1 protein-coding gene is annotated in these 578 nt (G+C 71.1%); it reads left to right on the forward strand.

Features of this window, described 5'->3' with window-relative positions; genetic code table 11:
- A partial coding sequence (locus AWJ14_RS14870) for an Ig domain-containing protein (RefSeq protein WP_171904890.1) occupies nucleotides 1-578 on the forward strand: 578 nt, incomplete at both ends.

A 578-nucleotide genomic window follows, 5' to 3' on the forward strand; every position in this document is an offset into this window, starting at 1 on the left:
GCGGCCGGCGCCCTGAATGCCGGGCAAGTCGGAACGGCCTATACGCAGACCATCACCGCCTCGGGCGGCACCGCGCCTTACAGCTACGCCGTGACGTCCGGCTCGCTGCCGGCGGGGCTCACGCTGTCAACTGGCGGTGTCCTGTCGGGCACGCCGACGACGGCGGCCAGCGCCAGCTTCACCGTGACTGCCACGGATGCGAACAACGACACCGGCGACGCGGCCTATACGCTGCAGGTGAATGCCGCGCCCGTCGTGGTCACCCTCTCGCCAGCGGCCGGCGCCCTGAATGCCGGGCAAGTCGGAACGGCCTATACGCAGACCATCACCGCCTCGGGCGGCACCGCGCCTTACAGCTACGCCGTGACGTCCGGCTCGCTGCCGGCGGGGCTCACGCTGTCAACTGGCGGTGTCCTGTCGGGCACGCCGACGACGGCGGCCAGCGCCAGCTTCACCGTGACTGCCACGGATGCGAACAACGACACCGGCGACGCGGCCTATACGCTGCAGGTGAATGCCGCGCCCGTCGTGGTCACCCTCTCGCCAGCGGCCGGCGCCCTGAATGCCGGGCAAGTCGG

It is taken from the genome of Parahoeflea olei, assembly GCF_001703635.1.
GTDB classification, from domain to species: Bacteria; Pseudomonadota; Alphaproteobacteria; order Rhizobiales; family Rhizobiaceae; genus Hoeflea; species Hoeflea olei.